General features: G+C 39.6%; 20 protein-coding genes and 1 pseudogene. 14 read left to right on the forward strand and 7 right to left on the reverse strand.

Features of this window, described 5'->3' with window-relative positions:
* Positions 1 to 25 precede the first annotated feature (25 nt).
* On the forward strand, positions 26 to 898 hold the full coding sequence (locus tag JCM15074_RS00795; RefSeq protein WP_148300704.1) for a hypothetical protein: 873 nt from the start codon (positions 26 to 28) through the stop codon (positions 896 to 898).
* On the opposite strand, the gene JCM15074_RS00800 is transcribed toward JCM15074_RS00795, so the two are convergent.
* From JCM15074_RS00800 to narQ, 3 genes are all read right to left on the reverse strand, one after another.
* Entirely contained in the window at positions 895 to 1956 is a 1062-nt protein-coding gene (locus tag JCM15074_RS00800; RefSeq protein ID WP_025819395.1) for a DUF4331 family protein, read from the reverse strand. The genes JCM15074_RS00795 and JCM15074_RS00800 overlap by 4 nt on opposite strands.
* A 291-nt stretch (positions 1957 to 2247) precedes the next feature.
* Positions 2248 to 2871, reverse strand: a complete 624-nt coding sequence (locus JCM15074_RS00805; RefSeq protein WP_025819396.1) for a response regulator — start codon at positions 2869 to 2871, stop codon at positions 2248 to 2250.
* Positions 2864 to 4579: a nitrate/nitrite two-component system sensor histidine kinase NarQ gene (gene narQ, locus JCM15074_RS00810; protein ID WP_025819397.1), complete on the reverse strand. Its 1716-nt coding sequence runs from the start codon at positions 4577 to 4579 to the stop codon at positions 2864 to 2866. Before narQ ends, JCM15074_RS00805 begins: the two co-directional genes overlap by 8 nt.
* A 267-nt stretch (positions 4580 to 4846) precedes the next feature.
* Here narQ and nrfA point away from each other — a divergent pair, with 267 nt between their 5' ends.
* The 4 genes from nrfA to JCM15074_RS00830 all read left to right on the forward strand — a co-directional run bounded on the left by nrfA (position 4847) and on the right by JCM15074_RS00830 (position 8471).
* Positions 4847 to 6247 (forward strand): ammonia-forming nitrite reductase cytochrome c552 subunit, encoded by a 1401-nt coding sequence (gene nrfA, locus JCM15074_RS00815; RefSeq protein ID WP_025819398.1) that lies wholly within the window; start codon positions 4847 to 4849, stop codon positions 6245 to 6247.
* A gap of 214 nt (positions 6248 to 6461) precedes the next feature.
* Positions 6462 to 6800, forward strand: a complete 339-nt coding sequence (locus JCM15074_RS00820) for a P-II family nitrogen regulator (protein WP_025819399.1) — start codon at positions 6462 to 6464, stop codon at positions 6798 to 6800.
* A gap of 11 nt (positions 6801 to 6811) precedes the next feature.
* On the forward strand, positions 6812 to 8050 hold the full coding sequence (gene amtB, locus JCM15074_RS00825; RefSeq protein ID WP_025819400.1) for an ammonium transporter AmtB: 1239 nt from the start codon (positions 6812 to 6814) through the stop codon (positions 8048 to 8050).
* An 88-nt stretch (positions 8051 to 8138) separates the two neighbouring features.
* Positions 8139 to 8471, forward strand: coding sequence for a hypothetical protein (locus JCM15074_RS00830; protein WP_025819401.1), 333 nt, complete (start codon positions 8139 to 8141; stop codon positions 8469 to 8471).
* 47 nt (positions 8472 to 8518) lie between these two features.
* Here the strand turns inward: JCM15074_RS00830 and JCM15074_RS00835 are convergent, their stop codons facing one another.
* Together JCM15074_RS00835 and JCM15074_RS00840 are read right to left on the reverse strand one after the other, a co-directional pair.
* Positions 8519 to 9775: a DUF4785 domain-containing protein gene (locus tag JCM15074_RS00835; protein ID WP_025819402.1), complete on the reverse strand. Its 1257-nt coding sequence runs from the start codon at positions 9773 to 9775 to the stop codon at positions 8519 to 8521.
* Positions 9776 to 9784: 9 nt separating this feature from the next.
* Positions 9785 to 10636 carry a lipase family protein gene (locus tag JCM15074_RS00840; protein WP_025819403.1) on the reverse strand — a complete coding sequence of 284 codons (852 nt, stop codon included), beginning with the start codon at positions 10634 to 10636 and terminating at the stop codon, positions 9785 to 9787.
* A 631-nt stretch (positions 10637 to 11267) separates the two neighbouring features.
* Here JCM15074_RS00840 and aroG point away from each other — a divergent pair.
* Positions 11268 to 12323, forward strand: a complete 1056-nt coding sequence (gene aroG / locus JCM15074_RS00845) for a 3-deoxy-7-phosphoheptulonate synthase AroG (RefSeq protein ID WP_025819404.1) — start codon at positions 11268 to 11270, stop codon at positions 12321 to 12323.
* 67 nt (positions 12324 to 12390) lie between these two features.
* On the opposite strand, the gene JCM15074_RS24485 is transcribed toward aroG, so the two are convergent.
* A complete protein-coding gene (locus JCM15074_RS24485) occupies positions 12391 to 12567 on the reverse strand; it encodes a hypothetical protein (protein WP_199899759.1) in 177 nt (58 codons plus the stop codon).
* Positions 12568 to 12945: 378 nt separating this feature from the next.
* Here JCM15074_RS24485 and JCM15074_RS00855 point away from each other — a divergent pair, with 378 nt between their 5' ends.
* From JCM15074_RS00855 to JCM15074_RS00880, 7 genes and pseudogenes are all read left to right on the forward strand, one after another.
* Positions 12946 to 13695 (forward strand): ferredoxin--NADP reductase, encoded by a 750-nt coding sequence (locus tag JCM15074_RS00855; RefSeq protein WP_025819406.1) that lies wholly within the window; start codon positions 12946 to 12948, stop codon positions 13693 to 13695.
* Between the two features lie 9 nt (positions 13696 to 13704).
* The gene (locus JCM15074_RS23340; protein WP_051536785.1) at positions 13705 to 14046 is read left to right on the forward strand and encodes a glutathione S-transferase N-terminal domain-containing protein; all 342 of its coding nucleotides are present in this window, start codon (positions 13705 to 13707) and stop codon (positions 14044 to 14046) included.
* Between the two features lie 11 nt (positions 14047 to 14057).
* Complete coding sequence (locus JCM15074_RS24330; protein WP_159105265.1) at positions 14058 to 14300, forward strand: glutathione S-transferase family protein; 243 nt, start codon at positions 14058 to 14060, stop codon at positions 14298 to 14300.
* Between the two features lie 146 nt (positions 14301 to 14446).
* The gene (locus JCM15074_RS00865) at positions 14447 to 15454 is read left to right on the forward strand and encodes a Fe(3+) ABC transporter substrate-binding protein (RefSeq protein ID WP_025819407.1); all 1008 of its coding nucleotides are present in this window, start codon (positions 14447 to 14449) and stop codon (positions 15452 to 15454) included.
* Between the two features lie 8 nt (positions 15455 to 15462).
* Positions 15463 to 17107, forward strand: a pseudogene (locus JCM15074_RS20320) (ABC transporter permease).
* Positions 17085 to 18116: an ABC transporter ATP-binding protein gene (locus JCM15074_RS00875; protein ID WP_373278862.1), complete on the forward strand. Its 1032-nt coding sequence runs from the start codon at positions 17085 to 17087 to the stop codon at positions 18114 to 18116. The pseudogene JCM15074_RS20320 and the gene JCM15074_RS00875 overlap by 23 nt, the downstream one beginning before the upstream one ends.
* A gap of 211 nt (positions 18117 to 18327) precedes the next feature.
* Positions 18328 to 19266 (forward strand): Dyp-type peroxidase, encoded by a 939-nt coding sequence (locus tag JCM15074_RS00880; protein ID WP_025819409.1) that lies wholly within the window; start codon positions 18328 to 18330, stop codon positions 19264 to 19266.
* Positions 19267 to 19349: 83 nt separating this feature from the next.
* On the opposite strand, the gene argR is transcribed toward JCM15074_RS00880, so the two are convergent.
* On the reverse strand, positions 19350 to 19823 hold the full coding sequence (gene argR, locus JCM15074_RS00885) for a transcriptional regulator ArgR (RefSeq protein ID WP_037468850.1): 474 nt from the start codon (positions 19821 to 19823) through the stop codon (positions 19350 to 19352).
* Positions 19824 to 20098: 275 nt separating this feature from the next.
* Between argR and mdh the strand changes: the two genes are divergently transcribed.
* A complete protein-coding gene (gene mdh, locus JCM15074_RS00890; protein WP_025819411.1) occupies positions 20099 to 21034 on the forward strand; it encodes a malate dehydrogenase in 936 nt (311 codons plus the stop codon).
* Positions 21035 to 21062: the final 28 nt, after the last annotated feature.

Below are 21062 nucleotides of genomic sequence, written 5' to 3' on the forward strand. Positions count from 1 at the left end.
ATAGGTAATCAATAGCAGGATGCAAATGATGCGGCAATTAATCCAGTGTTTGGTGATTGGTAGTTTAATTCTGAGTGGCAATGCTATGGCAGCAAATCAGATTTGGTTAACCCAAGTTGAGCAAGATAAAGCAAGCGAAACCCATGCGATTACTGATCTGCTTGATTATGTTAATCAACCTTTGTTGACCGATTCGGGGGTATATTTTAGCCAGTCTTTTGCTGTTGATAGTGCAGATGCAACTAACTCACAAACTGAGTTGCTCTGGTATGATTTTGAACAGAAAAAAGCCATCAATTTAACTCGTTCATCTGTTAGCGAATATTCTCCTACATTATTGCCAGATAAAAGTGGCTTATCGAGTGTCGTAGTAGAAGCTGATGGCAAACAGAAACTGTGGCGATACCCATTTCATCCCCATATTGCACCAAGCCGTATCGTATATGATGTTGAACCTGTGGGTTATCATGCTTGGGGCAGCAAAAATGATGTGGTGATGTTTATTTTAGGTGAACCACATACATTGCAATATATGTTAATTGAGCAGCAAACCCCGCAAGTGATCGCAACCGATATTGGCCGCACATTAACTTACCAACCTCAATTACAACAATTTGGGTTTACCTTAGAGCATGAGCAGCAAAATTGGTTTGCTACATTTGAACCCTATTCCAGCGTGCCGCAAATTCATTATCATTTTACACTACCAGCAGATATTCAAGATTATGCTTGGTTGGATGAAACTCATATTATTTTCGCTAAAGATAATATCGTTTATCAGCAGCAATTGACGGCTAAAAAAGCCCGTCAATGGCTTGATTTAAGTGAATTTTGCCAAGGTAAGATAACGCGTATGAGCTACCTTAATAGCAGGCTTGCATTTGTATGTGAAGGTTAGTTTACTGGTACAACGTAAGGAAATTTTTTAGGGTGGCGATCAAAGGTATTGGCATTATCTGTGACTTTTCGCCCCATAAAAATACTTAATACGGCATCCATTGCATCATCACTGGGCTTGCGGCCATTGATAACTTCAAATGAATATATTGCTTTGGTACCAGCTTGATATGGGATCATATCTGGCAATAATTGTGCAGCAACCTGATCTGCATATTTAACGGGGTCTGGTTGTTGTTTATCAAGTGTAATCGCTCTTAATACCATGGCTGATACCGCATAGGAGCGGTTTAAATCCATGTCGGGACGATGGCCGACATGTTCAGCTATTTCCATTGGATTATTGGCCATAAATAGATGGGTCATCAATGGGTTGGCGAGTCGATTAACTTGCACCCACTTATCAACTAAGTACATGGCACTGCTCGCATAAACGTACATTTGCTTAGGCAGCATGCTATTAGGCACTTCAACCACAATAATACTGGAGTGTAAACTCGCAAAGAGATCGACCCCTTCTTTAAAACTGCTTAGATCTAATTTGCCCTGTGCTAATTTTTCTCTAAAGGCAATAATCCCTGCGGAGTTACCCACAAATGGATCGCGGGCGGCACCAGACCAGACTCTAATGCCATCTTTAAACGTTACCGTTTGTCCGATAGTGGCACGACCAATCTGCTTTCCTTTACTGCCAACAGCAGGGTTTGCATCAGCAATAATACCAAATATAAGCGCATCACCTTTAACGTAAGCGGTAATCGTTAAACCGCCATTTTGCAGTTGCCTATCTTTGGCAATATGGATGTTATAAACCCCATTTTCAGCAAAGAGTGCTTTACCATTATTGCTGGTGGTGGGATTGATATCGATCATAAAGCTGGTATAGCCAGCTTTTTCTGACTCGAATACAAATAGATCGGTAAGATCGAATTGTGGATTTTGTTGAGCAAGCATACTTTCAAAGTGATGACTCGCTATGGTTGTAGGACTGATGAATAAAAGGCAGCTGACAATGCCAAGCTGCAAGCTTGTTTTAAGCCGTGTGGATATAGAGTACATTTTATCTCCATTTAGATGGATGTGAGTTTTCATTCGATGATGGCTGAATGTTTAAGCCGCTGTTTGAGTATGTATAAATTGATTTGCTTGTGAATTAGGACGTGTTTAATTTGAATGAAAGCCGTTTGGCTTGAGCATCCATTCTAAATAGCATTAATTGTTGTGATAGATTAAAAAGCGACGCAATTGGTTTAGTTAGCGACGTATGAGGTAGGGGATATGCTGTTAGCTGATGACTGACATAACGCTGTTTTTATCTCAAAATAGCGTTATGTCATAGAGGCGGAATAACTAATTCAAATACTGGACTGCAATTTCTGTTCGTGATTTTGCGCCTGCTTTACGTAGCAGGTTTTTCATATGCACTTTGACTGTCCCTTCACTAATAAATAGCTTGTCGGCAATGGCTCGGTTAGTGAGTCCTTGGACAAGGGATTCGACTATCTCGATTTCTCTTGGTGTTAGCTGTTCTTGCCAGTGATTATCAGTATTGGGTTCGCTTGGGCTGAGGTAATCACTGATACTTTGACTGATAACTTGCTGACCTTGCATTGCTTGTTTGAGCAATTCAAGCAATTGGTCTGGATCGGTATCTTTTAATAAATAACCATCGGCTCCCGCTTGCATCAGACGGATCACATCTTGTTTATTATCAGAGACAGTTAATACGATAATACGTGAACTTATCTGCTCTAATCTGAGGGCTTGTAAAGTATCGAGGCCACTCATTCCTTGCATATTGAGATCGAGTAGAATTAAGTCTGGCTCTTCATCGGTTAATAATGCCAGTGCTTGTTCTCCGCTCCCGGCTTCATCAAATAATATGAAGTCATCATCTGATAGCAGTAACTGGCACAGGCCACGTCGCAAAAGAGGGTGATCATCAATAATTAATACTGAGTATGGCTTAGCCATTTAAGCGTTCCTCATTAATTGGAAAATGAAATTCAATGCTGGTTCCTCCAAATTGATTGGCGGCAATATTAAGCGTGCCAGCTAGATATTTAGTACGCTCATTCATAATGCTTAAACCAAAATGTTGTTGTTTATGTTTGACCGCATCAATACCTATTCCATCATCAGAAATAATCACTTCGATTTGATTATTTTCCATGTTGTTAAATTGGATATTTATCTGTTTTGCTTGGGCGTGTTTAATTGCGTTTAGGGTTGCTTCGCGCACAATATGCAAAATATGTACTTGTTGATGCGGACTTAATAGGTAGCCATTAATATTAAAATTAAGATGGATTGGTGCCGTAGATTGCTGTTGTAATTTAGACAGCATATGGCCAATAGCGACTTCAAAATTAGGATCGTCTATGGTTAATCTGAATGTGGCTAACAGTTCACGTAACTGGCTATATGCAGAGTCAATCCCTTGTTTTAGCTCTGCTAATGCATCATCAATTTTCTGATTTTCTAATGGTTTTAGTTGTTTGTTTAATAGACTGATCTGAATTTTACTAAAGGTCAGTAACTGCCCTAAAGAATCGTGTAGCTCTCTTGCAATCACGGCGCGCTCTTCCATAAGAGCTAATTGTTGACGTGATTCAGATGCTTGATGGATCACGATTGAACGGGCAATCATGATGCTAAAGTTATTTAATAATGCGAGATGCTGTGATTGGCTGCCTGCAATTCTCATATAGCCGAGTTGCGTTTTATTAAATATGAGTGGGAATTTTACAGTTGATACTGATGTATCAATATTTTGTTTGGCAAAAATATTAATTGGATGTTGTTTATCATGATTTATCGTTAATTCTACGAATGAAAAACCTAAATCACTTTGTAATTTATCCAATGTATTTTGTAGCGAATTAATTTCAAGTTTATCTGAATGTAAAATCAGTAAACTTTCGTAAAGTAATTCTATTTCTTGTTTTGATTTAATTAATGCATCTGTTTTTTGTTTTACTTGTAATTCCAAACCATCATAAAGTTCAGATAATTCAGCCGCAGTTGATTCTATCGCATTTGTGAGTGCAGATAATTCATAATAATCTGTTTTAGGCATTTTAATATTAAAATTACCTTTAGAAATACTATTAGCGCTTAGCATTAATTGTTTTAATGGTTCAACTACTTTAGTTCGGGTATAACGCACGGCAATAATGGTAATAAATAGCATGATGCTAAGGCCGATAATTTGGCTGACAACAAGTAATTTGAGTTTGAAAGCGGCTTGCTCTTCAAGCTCATTAACATAGTGATCTATGGTGGCGACAAATGGTTTTAATGAAGCTGCATAAGCGCGGGTATTACGCTCTTGTAAGTATTGTTTACGAACTTGCCACTCAGTTACTACCCTTTGGTAGAGCTCTGTTTGCGCTTGTGGACTTGAGTGGCTCATTGAACGAATAAGGGCTTTTGAGTGCAACGTATCCTCAAACGTTTTAATCATTTTTTCAAGATTGTCGCTACCTGAATTGGCATAAAACATGAGTCGGTAGCTTTGCATACGTAGTGAGCCGGATGCATTAATGGCCTTTGCATCCCCGACGCTGTATGACAGATTGATAATTGCAAAAATAGCTAAGCCAGTAGATAGCATCACTAGCACGAGCATTAATCCTAAAATGGTAGTCGTTAAACTGGTTTTATGACCCTTTTTACACATATTTATTTTATTTTTGCTTATTTTTATCTGCATTAAATTAATGACTCATTTTAACAGTTAGTGATGTTTGAATTGTGATCAAACAATCGCTGTAAGTAAAAATTAAATTAGTAAAATCTAAATGTTATTAAAATGTGATATAGGTCACTTGTCATTGTTGATCTGGATCATGTTAATTTTTGAATACCCCCTTAGAGGTATATTTAATCTTTTAATAGATTATTACTGTGTGCTTATAAACATAAAGAATTATAAATGTGGGGGCACATGATGATTAAGAAGATGAATAAAGGTTTTACCTTAACAAGTTTATTTTTAGCTTGCTGTTTAGCAAATTCTGCAATGGCAGCGAGTGAAACTGAATCACGCAACGAAGTGTATAAAGATCGTTTTAAGAATCAATACAATTCTTGGCATCAAACTAGTGAAAGTGATCAAATTGTTGATGCGCTAGCCGAAGACCCTAATTTAGTGATTTTATGGGCGGGTTATGGATTCGCTAAAGACTATAACAAAGCTCGTGGTCATATCTATGCAGTAACTGATTTACGTAATACTTTACGTACAGGTGCACCAATGACTGCAACTGAAGGCCCAATGCCTATGGCATGTTGGAGCTGTAAGAGCCCTGACGTACCTCGTATGATTGAAGAGCAAGGTGAAGATGGCTACTTCAAAGGTAAGTGGGCAAAAGGCGGCGACCAGATTGTAAATAGCATTGGTTGTGGTGATTGCCATGAAAAAGGTTCGCCAAAATTACGTATTTCACGTCCATATGCAGAGCGCGCATTTGAAGCGATTGATACACCATTTGATGAAGCATCTCGTAAAGACAAGCAGTCAATGGTATGTGGTCAGTGTCATGTAGAATACTACTTTGAAAAGACTCCTGATCAAAAAGGCTATGTGAAATTCCCATGGGATAACGGTACTACTGCAGAGCAGATGGAAGCTTATTATGACGCGATTGAGTTCACCGATTGGACTCACCAGTTATCTAAGACGCCAATGCTAAAAGCACAGCACCCAGGTTATGAAACATGGAAGCTAGGTGTACACGGTAAGAACAACGTAAGCTGTACTGACTGTCATATGCCGAAAGTGACTAATGATAAGGGCCGTAAGTTTACCGACCATAAAGTGGGCAACCCATTTGACCGTTTCGAAGAGACTTGTGGTAGCTGTCACGTTCAAGATAAGGCTTTCTTAGAAGGCATTACTAAAGATCGTCAACAGAAAGTTAAGCAGTTACAGTTAGATGCAGAGCAGCAATTAGTTAAGGCACACTTCGAAGCTGCAGCAGCGTGGGAAGCCGGCGCAACTGAAGCTGAAATGAAGCCAATTTTAACTGATATCCGTCATTCACAATGGCGCTGGGATTACGCAATTGCATCACACGGTGTAGCTGCGCATGCACCAGAAGAAGCATTACGAGTATTAGGTACGTCATTAAATAAGGCGGCTGATGCACGCGTTAAGTTAGCGCAGTTACTTGCAACTAAAGGTGTTAAACAGCCGATTGCAATGCCTGATGTGTCAACTAAAGCGAAAGCACAAGCGGTACTTGGCATGAACATGGAAAAAATGAACGCGGATAAGAAGAAGTTCATTGAAGAAGTGGTTCCAGTGTGGGAGCAATCAGCACTAGAGCGTGAAGCTAAGCAATAATCGTTACTGATAAATAATATGAAAGGCCCTCAACTTAGGTTGGGGGCTTTTTTTTGCGCTTTTTTTGTGCAGTGATCAAGTTGATTGCACAAATATCGGGAAATTCCAGTAAGAGAATATTTGTTGAAAAGCTAATTGATTGATAACTATAGTGATTAATTTTTGGCCTAATGTTTGTATTGATAGCATACAAGATTAAAAAGAGGACCAATCAATGAAATTAGTCACCGCCATTATTAAACCTTTTAAATTGGATGATTTAAGAGAAGCCATTGCGCAACTTGGCATTGAAGGGATGACGGTTACTGAAGTTAAAGGCTTTGGTCGTCAAAAGGGACACACTGAATTATACCGCGGCGCAGAATACCAAGTGGATTTTTTACCTAAAGTGAAAGTAGAAATTGCCACTCGAACTGAAAATGTGGAGACCCTAATTGAAGCGATTGTTGCCGCAGTCCGTACTGGCAAGATAGGGGATGGCAAAATCTTTGTGGTTGATTTAGAGCAAACCTTGAGGATCCGTACTGGTGAATTAGATAACGAGGCATTATAAGGAGCGATATTGTGCAGGAGTTAACAGAATTAAATTTAACGGTTTCGCAATTAAAATTTGCCCTCGATACCTTTTACTTTCTTATTTCAGGTGTACTGGTGATGTGGATGGCGGCGGGTTTTGCCATGTTAGAAGCTGGCTTAGTACGCTCTAAAAATACCACTGAAATTTTAACTAAAAACATTTGTTTATATTCGATTGCATGTGTGATGTATCTGCTAGTGGGTTATCACATTATGTATGTCGATAACCTTGCGGGTGGTTGGTTACCCAGTTTTGGCGGCTTGATTGGCAGTACGAGCCAAGATGCAGACCATGCTTTGGAGTCTGATTTCTTTTTCCAAGTGGTATTTGTGGCAACAGCAATGTCGATTGTTTCTGGCGCGGTTGCAGAGCGTATGAAGTTATGGTCGTTTCTATTGTTTACCGTCGTATTAACGGGCTTTATCTATCCTATTGAAGGCTATTGGACTTGGGGCGGTGGCTTTTTGAGTGATGCGGGATTTGTTGATTTTGCTGGTAGTGGCATTGTGCATATGGCTGGTGCAGCTGCTGCATTAGCTGGCGTGATATTACTGGGAGCGCGTAGAGGTAAGTATGGTAAGCAGGGGCAGATTAACCCCATTCCAGGTTCCAATTTACCACTGGCAACCTTGGGTACCTTTATTTTGTGGATGGGCTGGTTTGGTTTTAATGGTGGCTCTCAATTAATGTTATCTGATACCGCCAACGCAACCGCGGTAGCGAAGATATTTGTTAATACCAATTCGGCTGCCGCCGCTGGTGCTGTGACTGCATTATTAGTGTGTAAATTGGTATGGGGTAAAGTTGATCTCACCATGATTTTAAATGGAGCTTTGGCAGGTTTAGTGGCTATTACTGCGGATCCATTATCGCCAGCACTGTTAACTGCTGTGATGACCGGGGTGATTGCTGGCGCAGTCGTGATTGGTTCTATTGTGATGTTCGATCGCATTAAAATAGATGATCCCGTTGGCGCGATTTCTGTGCATGGCATAGCAGGCATTTTAGGTTTGTTATTAGTGCCAATTTCTAATACCGACGCGAGTTTATTAGGCCAATTATTGGGAATTGTCATTATATTTGCTTGGGTATTTAGTGCCTCATTACTGGTATGGTTTGCTATTAAAACGACTGTTGGAATACGCGTGAGTGAGGAGGATGAATATCAAGGGATGGATATTGCAGATTGTGGCGTTGATGCTTACCCAGAGTTTGTTAACAATTAATGCTTAGTGCTAATTGCTGCTCACGTGTCAGTTTGCTTTACTACATATATACCCAAACTACTCGAGTTGGATTCATAGGAGTGAGGTAATGAGAGTAATTTATAAGATGGCGCTAATGCTGCTATTAAGTGCAAGTTTGAGTCAAGCCGTGGCAGGGCCAGTTGTTGTGCGTAAGAGCAGTGATGAAGTCGACGTTGATGCCTTTGCAATTCGAGATCAATTATTAAAGCAGCATGAGTGGCAAGAGCAAATTCGGTTACAGCAGCAATTAACCATCTTATCGTTACTGCCGAATAATTGCCGTGCGATATTGTGGCCATATAAATATTTTGCATGTGGCGATCATTTTTATCGTCCTTATCGGCATCAGCAGCAAGATGTTTATATCCAAATACCTGAGCCACCGCCTGCTGAGCGGTAAGTCTTTATCAATAAAAAGCGCTCAAATGAGCGCTTTTGTTTTTATGATTAATGTAAGCGCAACTCACTGGCGTAGGCTTGATAGCTTAAACGGGCTAATTGGCCTTGATCTGTGAGGGTTAGTTCTCTCACACGGAAAGGTGCTGTGAGCTGCATTTGGCTGATAAGGGCTTGATCAATGGGTAAGGTAAGTGTTTGTTTACCCGTTTCAAACCACTGTGCAGCTTGGGTTCGCATGATACTCACCTCTTGCCCCTGTTGATCTGCACCTGTGATTACGGCGCTGACATCAAAACGGCTGGCACTGGCAATATCTAAGTTAAAGCTGAGTTGCTGTGGCAACTGCTGCTGCCAATCAACTTGCAGTTGCTGGTCTATATTGGCACTGTGACTATAGCGTTTAATGGCGGTTCGGATACTGCGTTTTATCAGCTGACCCGCTATTATCTCATTAGTGTTTATTTCCAGTGCCATCAAATGTTGGCTGGTAGGGAGTTCAGCGCCGTTAGCAAGAGTAAGTTGCCATTGTTGATCTTGTTTCGTCACGGAAAGTGGATAACTGTTGCCATGATTATCAAACAGCATTGCTGTAGGCGAATGACGTAATGCTTGATTGGCGAGCGTTAATGAAAGGGTTAAATTATCTGTTTGGCTTGTAGCTAATGGTGCCGTTAGGCTTAGCTGCTTAGGACTATTTTTTTCTTTCACGTTAATGATATATTGTGCATTTTCAGGCAAGGTTTGTTTCACCAGCATTTGGTATAAGCCAATAGGCGCAGAATTTCGCAAGGTAAAGCCTGAAGAATGAGCAAAAATACCTGCGGTCGCTAATTTGTCGGCATTAAGTATATTTTCCATATACTGAGACGTTTTGTTGCTTGCAGGTGCATTGACGGGCATAAAACTAATTTGCTGGCTATCAATGCTAGTCGTTGTCAATGATTGCTGTTTATTCTGCTTAGGGCTAATTCGTACACTTGCATTCGTTTGGCTTATTGGTAGTTGTATGCCCTGGTTTAACGCTTTACCTGTTACTGTGAACCAATATTGGTCACTGTTTTGCTGTTGCTGAGTTTGTATCTTCGGTGCTTGATACTGGCCTGAAAGAGGCGTTATAAAGCTCACGTAATCTTGGCTGGTGATGATCGGGTCAATTGTCTGGCTATCTAAGCTTGTACCAATCGGTTGGATGTTGAGTGTTACTGCTTGAGTTTGTGCTGTTGGTTCAACTTGAGATTCATCATTACAAGCTAAAAGAGCAAGGCTTGATAGCGCGATCAATAGTGGTTTTAATTGACTGTTCATAATAACCCCTTAAATAAAATCGCGAATAAACGTATCTAAATTGAAACAAGCTCGTCGACTTTGCTGGTGGCTCAAGGGTTCACTTCCTGCAGTTTTATCTTTATCGATAAACCACACTGAACCCGCGGCAGCTTGTGAACTACACTCTAAAAATCCATCAGAACAATCATCTAACCAATTTTGAGTAAATTCTAAGGCAACTTGGTTGGTGTAACCGCCGCAATAACTGTCACTGTCCCATATTGCAGATTCAACATCTGAACCTACTACTGAATAGAGTGGTTTTGCTAAACTCGGCCGACCATCTGTACCGTGTAACAGTGTGCTGTTGTAGTAGGCCATTTCTGCCACTTGTTGTTGCTTCACCGCATCAGATTGATAACCAAGTAGCCAGCCTAGTGTGGTTTCAAATGAATTGCCTTGCATGACTGCATCCGCTAATGGGGTGCCTGCACTTGATGGCGCCAGTGCAATAATTTTTTGGGTGCGTTTGATGATGCGGGGGAATTTACGATGGGCGGTAGGATTTGAAAATATCCAGCGTACGACATTGGCACCATTGGAGTGGGTGACGAGGGTCAGTTTACGAATACCTTCTCCTCTAATAAATGTGGTTAACTGGTTTGCTAGACATTGGGCGGCATCCGTATGCCACATATATTGGTCAAAATCGCAATTAATGACGATATATTTGCCATTATTTTGCTTCACTGAATTAACAAAATCACTGGTCCAATAATCATTTAATGCATCTGTTTGTTGTCCAGTACCGTGGATAAAAGCTACGCCTTTAGTCGCAAAGGCGGATGTACTGCTTAGTAATAAAGTTAGCAATAACAATAGTCGTTGATATGGTTTCATATTGAAGTCTCATCAAGGGCGGTATGTTAATGAAGATCTAATACCAATTGATTAAAGATGTGGTCTATTCAGAACCTGTCATTTTTTTTAATGTAATTGGTATAACTGCTTGCCTGCATCGTTGAGTCACTATCATCGTACAAAAAAATTGTATACCGGTAGGGCAGCTATTTTAATTTTTCCCTCGTAAAACATGTTATAGCAACTTCAATCTCGGCGGAGGGGGAATAGCACTAACGTCGTAATAGATGGCTTCAACCTACGTATCTCGTATGATGATTTCAAGTCAAACTGAGTACTAAATATGGGCTAATTATGGTTAATCTATGATTTCTGTTTTAAACATAAGTAAGAGTCTTTTATTGTTTTGATTTAATTATCTTTATTTGAAATTTGCAGGTCACCTTTGTTTGAAAAAAATATTTTCTAATGTGGAAAATATTTAACATAAATTTATTTTGTTCTTGTTTGCTCTGTTCTTTTTTTTTCATAAAAAATAATAGTTCTAAATCAGTTGGTTAGATATATATTTTAGATTGTGCGTTAAATTTGTTGAATATATGTTTGATAATCGCTAAATTCAGATGATAAATCGTACAATAAAAATAAAAGCAGGAGAGATAATTATAAAATGGCTTATAAAAACGACGATGTGAGAATTAATGAGGTTAAAGAGCTACTGCCGCCAATTGCCATTTTAGAGCGATTTCCTGCAACTGAAATTGTTGCAAATACCGTATTTAACGCGAGAAATAATATTCATCGTATTCTACGCAAACAAGACGATAAATTATTGGTGGTTATTGGTCCCTGTTCAATTCATGATCCTGAAGCTGCATTGGAGTATGGCCGTAAGCTGGTGGCCTTACGTGAGCAATATCAATATCAACTTGAAATAGTGATGCGAGTTTATTTTGAAAAGCCCCGTACCACTGTGGGTTGGAAAGGATTAATTAATGATCCTTATATGGACAATAGTTTTAAGTTAAATGATGGCTTGCGTACCGCACGTAAATTACTGCTGGATTTGAATGATTTGGGGTTACCGACCGCGGGTGAGTTTTTAGATATGATTACACCGCAATATGTCGCTGATTTGATGTGTTGGGGCGCAATTGGTGCCAGAACGACAGAGTCACAAGTTCATCGTGAATTGGCATCTGGCTTGTCATGTCCAGTTGGATTTAAAAATGGCACTGACGGCACCATTAAAGTGGCAATTGATGCGATAGGGGCTGCGAGTTCACCGCATCATTTTTTATCTGTGACTAAGTTTGGTCATTCGGCGATTGTATCGACTAAAGGTAATGATGATTGTCATATTATTTTACGTGGTGGAAAAGCCCCGAATTATAGTCGTGAAGATGTCGCTTTAATTGAACAGCAACTGGTTGATGCACAATTGCCAACCAATATTATGATTGATTTTAGCCATGCTAATAGCAGTAAGGACTATCAAAAGCAGATGTTAGTGGCACAAGATGTGGCAACCCAAATAAGCCAAGGTAACCAGAGTATTTTTGGGGTGATGATTGAAAGCCATTTAGTGGCAGGTCGTCAAGATCCACAACCTAATACACCATTAGTTTATGGACAAAGTATTACGGATGCTTGTATTGGTTGGCAGGATACGGAGCAGGTATTAGCGACGCTTGCTAATGCAGTACTTGAACGTCGGAAAATGTGACATTTGAAAAATACAAAAAGGCGCTGTAAGCGCCTTTTTCTGTTCAGTCATTAAGTAGTCGTTATTATTAATTTTGACTTAATGAGGCAATATAATTATTTGCTTTTGCAAGACTGCCAAACGCTGAGATTAGATTATTTTTGCCTTTCTCTTGAATTTCAGGATTAGTCGATTCAATCATCATCCATACCCAAGTTTTGATTAATGCCATTGGTGGATACTCAGTAGCAGATTGAGGGGCCATAAAACGTCCTTCTACATTCATTGGTGGTGAAGTCATTTAAGCTTGTTAATTTTGTTTGAGCCTAAATACCGCGTCAATAATTGCACACTTTTATACACTAAGGCTTTGTAAAGTGGTAGTACTTTTCGTTGAAAAATTGACGCTGAATCTGACGTATTTAGAGGCTTTTGTTTACATTAGCACTGTTTAATATTTTTATGTTGATGTTTTTGAAGTGTTTATTTTTTGTGCGGCAGTATTTTGACAGTAAAGAAAATTTTACTCAATTAAGAATTGTTGCTGTGTATATTATCGGTAGAGGCTATCTGATTTTATGGATTGCATTTGTAGCCCAATATGCGACATTAACAGGTATCTGTCTGAGGAGGTATTGCAAAAATGTGGACTCAAGCCAAAGTTGTAGAACGTATCGATTGGAATGATAAGTTATTTAGTTTGAAGTTAGACGCTGAGATTGCGCCATTTACAGCAGGACAATTTATTAAGCTGGCATTAGCACTTGAAGATAAACGTATTGCACGAGCTTATTCATTAGTTAACGCGCCTGATGCTCGTTATTTAGAAATTCTCGCGATTGCAGTCGAAGACGGTCAATTATCACCACAGTTACAGGATTTAACTGTTGGCGATAGTGTTGATATCTCGACTAAAGCTGCGGGTTTTATGGTTTTGGATGAATTGCCTGAACAAGATTATAGTCAGTCACAGTTATGGCTACTAGCCACTGGTACTGCGATTGGTCCTTTTCTTTCAATGCTTGCAACCAAAGAGCCTTGGCAACAATTTGAGAAAATCATTGTTGTTTATGGCGTTAGGCATGCTGTTGATCTCGCCTATTTGGCACAACTTGAAATGCTGGAACAGCAATATCCTGAGCAATTTAGCCTAATTCTTTCCGTGACCCGGGAAGATTATAATGGTGGTATTCGCCAGCGTATTCCGGATGCGATAGCTACTGGCGTATTAGAAGACATTGCTGGTGTAAACTTTAGTGCAGCGCATTCGCAAGTGATGATTTGTGGTAATCCTGATATGGTGAGCGGCGCAGTAACTGTATTAAATGATAAAGGTTTAGTTAAAAATTTACGCCGTGCTCCGGGGCAAATAACCTTAGAAAAATATTGGTAAGGACTCGTTATGAAACTTTATTTTTCAGTGGCTTCACCTTATTCAAGATTGATGAGGATTATTATTCGACAATTTAATATTGCGGTTGATGAGCTGGAAATAAATCCATTTGATAATGATAGTGACTTTTTACAAGTTAATCCCTTGGCGAAAGTCCCTTGCCTTGTGTTACCCAATCAACAAGCACTTTTTGATAGCGAGGTTATTGCTCGCTATCTTGATCAAGAGTTTGCCCATAGTCGATTATTTACGGCTGAACCATACTGGTCACAGCAACAGTTTTTTGCTTTATTAAAAGGCTGCTTAGATATTGCAGTGCAACTTAGACAAGAGCAAATGAGGCTGAATTAGGTGTTGAGTCCTTGTTTTTTAAGCAGAGATTTGAACAGGCGATTTTAAGAAGTATGCCTGTTATTGAAGCCAAATTATCCACGTTTGAATCGCTAATGCCCGCGAGTAAAATGTTATTGGTTTGCCTGCTTGAGTATCTTGATTTTCGGCATCAACAACTTAACTGGCGGCAGTTAGCCCCTAATTGCTGTAAATGGTTACATCAGCATAATGGTGACTCTTGTTATATTGAAACGCAGCCAAGCTCTCATTAATCACCTGCTCAAATATTGTTATTCTGTTAGTTTTCAGTTTAGTAGCAAATGTATTGCTTAAGTAAAATAGTGTTGATTATTAGCTAAATATTATCTACCTTATCGCAAGTAAAAACCATTATCATTTGCATTTAAGGGCTTTAAGCATGAAATTAATTCAACATTTGCTGTTATGGGGTGTGATGCTCTCCAGTTTTTCCTCATTAGCTGCTGACAAATTAACTATCTATTCTTATCGCCAACCTTTTTTAATTGATCCTATTTTAGCTGACTTTACCAAGCAGACCGGAATTGAGGTTGAAGTGGTTTTTTCAAAAAAAGGGATTGCCGAGCGAATGAGTCGTGAGGGGCGTTTATCACCTGCTGATGTGGTATTAACCTCTGATTTTTCGCGTTTAATGGAATTGGTTGATAAGGGATTAGTCACGCCTGTCAATAACCAACACCTCAATCAAAATATTCCTGCAAGTTTTAGAGATCCTGACGGTAATTGGTTTGCGTTAACTCAGCGGGTTCGTAATATTTATTCTTCAAAAGCTCACCTCGGTAAATTAGATATTACCTATGAGGATTTGGCTGATCCTAAATTTAAAGGCAAAATTTGTACCCGTAGCGGTAAGCATCCATACAATGTGGCATTAGTGGCATCTATGATTGCCCATCATGGCGAAGCTAAAACAGAGTTGTGGTTACAAGGTGTCAAAGCCAATCTTGCACGTAAACCCCAAGGTAATGATCGTGCGCAAGTTAAAGCGGTTAAAGAGGGCTTATGTGACATTGCTTTAGGTAACAGTTACTACTTTGGCAAAATGTTGGTGGATCCTAAGCAAAAGCCTTGGGCTGATGCGGTAGAAATTAACTTCCCTAATCAACAAGATCGTGGCGCTCATGTTAATGTTTCTGGCATGGCTTTAGCCAAGCATTCACCGCATCAAGTTGAAGCGATTAAACTGATGGAATTTTTATCGTCAACGCCAGCGCAGCAAGCTTATGCAACGATGAATATGGAATATCCAGTAAAAGCTGATGTTCCAGCTTCAGAACTCGTGGCGTCTTGGGGCGAATTTAGTGCAGATAAGCTTCCCATTTATCAGCTAGCGCAGAATCATCAAGCTGCAGTTGCATTACTTGATAAGGTCAAATTTGATCTTTAAGAACTATTATGATTTTAGGGTTATCTAAATGGTGGTCATGGTTGAGTTATTGCTTAGCCATACTGCTTGCTTTACCTTTATTCGCCATCGTGTTGCAATCATTTGCTAGCATGGTGAGTTGTTTAGTCAATTAATCGAGAGTGTATTACCTACTTACATCGCTAATAGCTTATTACTGATGTTATTGGTGTCGTTGCTCAGTTTGGCTATTGGTGTCCCAGCTGCTTGGTTTATTGCTCGTTGCCAGTTTCCTTTAAGTCGATTTTTTCAATGGGCATTACTATTACCTCTTGCTATGCCTGCTTACATAGTGGCTTATGTTTATACCGATTTATTTGATTATGCAGGCCCGATTCAAACCTCATTACGATCCGCTTTTGGTTGGCAATCGCCACATGATTATTACTTTCCTGAAGTTCGCACATTAGGCGGAGCCGCCGTAATGTTGGCGCTGGTATTGTTTCCCTATATTTATCTATTGGCGCGTAGTGCTTTATGGAACAGTCACATAATCTTTTTCAAGCGGCCCAATTAATGGGCAGTAGTGCTTGGCAAAGTTTTTTTAGATTGGCATTGCCTATGGCAAGGCCTGCGTTAGCCGTTGGCGTCGCATTAGTTGCAATGGAAACTGTCGCAGATTTTGCAACCGTAGATTATTTTGCGGTGCCAACCTTAACAACCGCGGTATATGACACATGGCTTGGCTATGGCAGTTTGTCAGCTGCTGCTAAATTGTCGGTGTTAATCCTACTGGTGGTATTTACTATGGTCGGCGTTGAGCGTTTTGCTAGGCGCAAACAGGCTTTGTATCAACAAGGTGTACAAGATGCGGGGCAATTTAAATATCAACTAAAAGGCTGGCGTAAATGGGCTGTATTTAGCTATTGCACTATGTTGTTAGCCACTGGTTTTTTAATCCCATTTTTAATATTAGTGAATTATAGCTATCACTATTTTGAACAGAGTTGGCATGACGAGTTTTGGCAGTTAAGCATTAATAGCTTAATGGTTGCCACCATCGTGAGTATTACTTGTGTATTACTGGCATTACTGCTGATGTTTGTTAAGCGTGTGAGCCCATACCGACAAGATTTATTGCCATCACGCTTGGTCAGTACGGGATATGCATTGCCTGGCACAGTATTGGCGATTGGAGTGCTAGCGCCGCTGACATATATTGATTTTGCAATTAATGATATTTATCAATGGTTGGGGATGAAAGGTCCCGGCTTATTATTTACCGGGAGTTTAGCGGCGTTAGTGATTGCCTTTACCGTGAGATTTGCAGCTATTGCCATTGGTAGTATTGAGAATCGTTATAAAACCATGTCACCTTCATATGATATGGCGGCAATGACGATGGCACAAAAACCGTGGCAGTTGTTTTACCGTATTCATTTGCCCTTATTACGCAAAGCGATGTTTGTTGGCGCCTTGTTGGTTTTTATTGAAAGCATGAAAGAGTTACCCGCCGCTTTATTATTAAAACCGATAGGTTTTGAAAATCTAGCGACTTATGTTTTTCAATATGTCTCTGATGAACAACTAGAGCAGGGCGCGCTTGCAGCAATCGTAATTGTGTTAGTTGGTTTATTTCCATTAATTTATCTAAACAAATCTATAGAGCAAAATTATGCCGATGTTAACCATTAATAATTTACATAGTGCATATCAAGGTCAAGTCGTCCTACAAGGGGTTGATTTAAGTCTTGCCGAGGGCGATATTCTTGCCTTATTAGGGCCTAGTGGCTGCGGTAAAACCACACTATTACGTGCTATTGCAGGCCTACAACCAACCAGTCATGGTCAAATTAGTATTGCTAATACATTGTGTAATGATGATGGCGTTTTAGTGCCAAGTGAGCAACGTCATGTAGGTATGATTTTTCAAGATTATGCTCTGTTTCCTCACTTAACTGTGGCGCAAAATATTTTGTTTGGCGTCTCTGAAAAGAATCCTGATTTACGCGCACAACGATTACAGGAGATGCTAGCGTTAGTGCGGTTGCAGGGTTTAGCTGAACGATTCCCGCATCAATTATCAGGCGGCCAACAGCAACGAGTATCAATTGCTCGGGCATTAGCATATCGTCCCCAATTATTGCTATTAGATGAACCGTTTTCAAATATTGATGCACAGGTTAGAGGTCAGCTTATTTGCGAAATTAGGCAGATCCTCAAACAACTCAATATCAGTGCCATTTTTGTTACCCACAGTAAGGACGAAGCTTTTGCTTTTGCTGATCAATTAGCCTTATTTAAGGCGGGTAAAATTGTACAGTGCGGTCGCCCTGAAACCTTATATGAATTGCCTAATGATCGTTATGTGGCAGAGTTTTTAGGTAGCGTAAATTATCTTCCTGCATCAATATATGATAATTATCAAGTGGATACGCCTATAGGAAGGTTAAGTAGTCGTACAGCATTAAATAAGCCGATAAGTTATGCTGGTGAGTTGCTATTAAGACCGCAGCAGTTTGAGTTATTGGGTGATGATAATAGTGATGCAGTGATAAGTGAGCGACGTTTTTTAGGTAATCATTGTCATTATGTGGTTGATATTTTGCAATATCGTTTGCAAGTCCATAGTGAGCAGACCCAGTGGCAATTGGGTCAAAGAGTTAAGTTACAAATGAAAGCGCATTCATTGGTTGTTTTTTGAATAGTAATCTGTCATAAATCAGTTCCTTATTTCACTTTTTTTGGTAATTTTTAACAAGCTAACTACAACTTGAGTACGCATTTTTAGGTTGTAAAAGGTATACTAGTTGTTTCGTTTGTTGCATTGGTAACGCTTTGTATTGAAAGATACGGCTATAGCGATACATTAATATGCCGACATAGTATTGATTAAGAAGGTTAATTAAAAAATAATGGATATCCAAGTTATGCCACGCGACCAGCTAGGGATTTGCGCTGAAGGGAATTTGCATAGTGTTTATTTGATGTTTCATGCTGTCGATGGCATTGAAGCGCAATTGCGTCCTTGTTTAGCCAATGTTGCTCATTATTTATTTGAATTATCAGATCAGTATGCTGATAGTGCATTCAATGCTTTTGTAGCCATTGGCGCAAGCTATTGGGATACACTTTTTGCTAGCGCACGACCTGCGCAATTGACACCTTTCCCGATGATGAATCAAAAAAATCGTGTTGCTCCTGCAACCGAGTTTGATCTATTTGTACAGCTTCGTTGTGATCGGGTTGATATCCTGCATTTAGTGGCTAATGAAGTATGTCAAATGTTTGATGGTTTGCTTGAGCTAGCAGAAGAAGAGCGTGGTTTTAGATACTTAGATAGCCGTGATTTTACTGGCTTTGTGGATGGTACCGAAAATCCAAAAGGTCGTCACCGTCAAGATGTTGCATTAGTGGGTGAAGAAGACATTAACTTCCGTGGTGGTAGTTATGTACACGTGCAAAAATATCACCACAACCTATCAAAATGGAATCGCTTAGCCGTTAAACATCAAGAGGATGTTATTGGTCGTACTAAGCAAGATAATATTGAATATGAATCAGCTTTAAAGCCGTTAACTTGCCATATTAAGCGAGTTAACTTAAAGGATGAGCAAGGTAACTCAATGGAGATCTTGCGCCAAAGTATGCCGATTGGTTCAGTGAAACATCAAGGCTTGATGTTTATTTCTATGTGCCGTACGCCGGTACATTTTACTGAAATGCTAAAAAGTATGATCCATGGCGATGGTGAAGGTCATCATGATCACCTGTTGCATTTTACTGATGCTCAGACTGGTAGCGCATTCTTTGCACCGTCATTAGATTTCTTATTATCGTTTAATGAAGCTTAACTTTATCGTTTAATGAAGCTTATATTGTAAATTTCAGACATAAAAAAGAGCCACTAAATTTGTGGCTCTTTTTATTTGAGAAACTACTCAGCAAAATTAAATAGCGATTTTACCGTTTCAAGCGTTTCATCAATATTTTTGATATTAGCGGGAGAAATGAAAATCGTATCATCGCCGGCAATGGTTCCTAAAATACCTTCAGGTTTCCCCATTGAATCCAGTAAACGCGCAATTAACTGCGCAGCGCCTGGACTGGTACGAACCACAATCATTGCCTGATTATGGTCGACATCGATGACGAGATTTTTTAATGGACTGCCTGCTGTAGGAACACCTAATTCAGCGGGTAAACAGTACACCATTTCTTGTTTTGCATTGCGAGTTCGAACTGCCCCAAATTTGCTCAACATGCGAGAAACTTTTGATTGGTTAATATTACCAAAACCTTCTGCTTGTAATGCTGTAACTATCTCACTTTGGGAGCCAAATCTTTCTTCTTTTAAGACAGACTTAAAAACACGAGTTAAGTCTTCTGGATTTTTTGATGTTTGCGTCATGAGCTTAGTCTTATTCATTAAAACAGATCCATTCTGCATATATTAATAAAATTGTCAAATTATACCCATTTTTTGTGAATAAAAATGCGATGTAACACTTAGGTAATATAACAGTTTATTAGCATTTATTATGATGAATTAGAATAAATAAGGCTGTAAAATAATTGTTAATCGAATGCTTGATAATTGAAGTTTTTATGCTAATGAAGTAATCTGTCGATATCAAAGGAAGTTGATATACCTCACAAATTGACCTGACGTTAACGGAGATTAATATGAAAGTAACTGTATTAGGTGCAGCGGGTGGAATAGGTCAAGCATTAGCTTTATTATTGAAGACACAATTACCATCAGGTGCAAAGCTATCATTATATGATATTGCTCCTGTAACGCCTGGTGTAGCTGTGGATTTAAGCCATATTCCTACAGATGTAGAAGTAAAAGGTTTTGCGGGTGAGGACCCAACCCTTGCGTTAGAAGGGGCGGATGTAGTACTTATCTCTGCTGGTGTTGCACGTAAACCCGGCATGGATCGTTCAGATTTATTCAATATCAATGCAGGCATTGTTGCTAACCTGGTTGGCAAATGCGCGCAGACGTGTCCTAAAGCGCTTATTGGCGTGATTACCAACCCTGTTAATACAACGGTAGCCATTGCGGCAGAAGTCCTCAAGAAAGCAGGTGTATACGATAAAAATCGTTTGTTTGGAGTAACAACTTTAGATGTTATCCGTTCAGAAACTTTTGTAGCGGAAGCCAAAGGACTGAACGTTGATCAAGTTAAAGTCAATGTTATTGGCGGTCACAGCGGCGTGACAATATTGCCATTATTAAGTCAGGTTGACAGTGTCGAATTTAGCTCGGCTGAAGTTGTGGCATTAACCGATAGAATTCAAAATGCAGGTACTGAAGTTGTCGAAGCAAAAGCGGGCGGAGGTAGTGCAACGCTTTCAATGGGACAAGCCGCATGTCGTTTTGGACTGTCGTTAGTACGCGGTCTGCAAGGCGAAGCGAATGTGGTTGAATGTGCTTATGTCGATGGTGGTAGTGAGCATGCTAAGTTCTTTGCTCAACCTGTATTGTTAGGTAAAAATGGTGTCGAACAGGTTTTACCTTATGGTGAGCTGAGCGCGTTTGAAACTCAAGCGAGAGATGAAATGTTAGCGACATTAATTGCTGATATTGATTTAGGTGTTGAGTTTGTAAAATAATTTGACCGAAAATAAAAAAGGCGCGTTA

This window comes from Shewanella marina JCM 15074 (assembly GCF_000614975.1).
GTDB lineage: Bacteria > Pseudomonadota > Gammaproteobacteria > Enterobacterales > Shewanellaceae > Shewanella > Shewanella marina.